This window comes from Natrinema soli, from assembly GCF_028618695.1.
Genome location: NZ_JAQIVI010000409.1, coordinates 1 through 774, shown reverse-complemented (window position 1 = coordinate 774; position 774 = coordinate 1). Strand labels below are relative to the sequence as shown.

The following is a 774-nucleotide window of genomic DNA, read 5'->3' as shown; positions in this document are numbered from 1 at the left end:
GCAGCCGGGCCAACGAGTACGTCGACGTGCCGATCGCCACCGGGCTCGGCCACGCCAGAAACGCCCTCGTCCCGCTGAACGGGGACGCGGTCATCGCACTGGCCGGCGGCGTCGGCACGCTCTCGGAGATCGGCTTCGCCGGCATTTACGATCGCCCCGTCGTCGGTCTCGAGACGCACGAGCTCCCCCCGCTCGAGATCGACCTCGAAACCGCTGAAACCCCGGAAGCGGCGGTCGATGCCGTCGAAGCCGCTGTCGAGCGGTGATCGGACCCGTCGCGCTGCACTGACTGTCGGGTGTCGCAGCTTTTTCGACGCTCGGACACGTCTCGACGGATATGAGCGACTTCGACAAGGAAGCCGAGCGCGAGAAGCTTCGAGAGAAGTACGAGCGGGACAAAGCGGAGCGCGAGGCGACCCAGCGGATGAGCGACCTACTGCTCAAGGGCGCGACGATGACCAACGCCCACTGTGGCACCTGCGGGGACCCGCTTTTCCAGCACGAGGGCACCACGTTCTGTCCCAGCTGTCACGGCAATCCCGACGCCGTCGAGGGGACAGGTCTCGAGGCGCAATCGACCGACGAACAACCGACTGCGGGACAGCCCGCGACGGAACAGTCGACTGCGGAGCAGCCCACTACGGGACAGTCCGCTGCAGGGCAGCCTGCGACGGAACAACCGGCCGACGACAGTCGCGACCGTTCTGCGGGTTCCGACGGCACGACCGCGGACGCGGTCGACGCTGCCGAGTCCGAGGCTGGCCGTGCGGCCGA

At 68.0% G+C, this 774-nt stretch carries 2 protein-coding genes; both read left to right on the top strand.

Annotated elements, in window-relative coordinates:
• Nucleotides 1-266, top strand: a 266-nt coding sequence (locus PGX04_RS22285) for an SLOG cluster 4 domain-containing protein (RefSeq protein ID WP_465263834.1), incomplete at its 5' end; no start/stop codon positions are given.
• 71 nt (nt 267-337) lie between these two features.
• A partial coding sequence (locus tag PGX04_RS22280; RefSeq protein ID WP_273740501.1) for an Sjogren's syndrome/scleroderma autoantigen 1 family protein occupies nt 338-774 on the top strand: 437 nt, incomplete at its 3' end.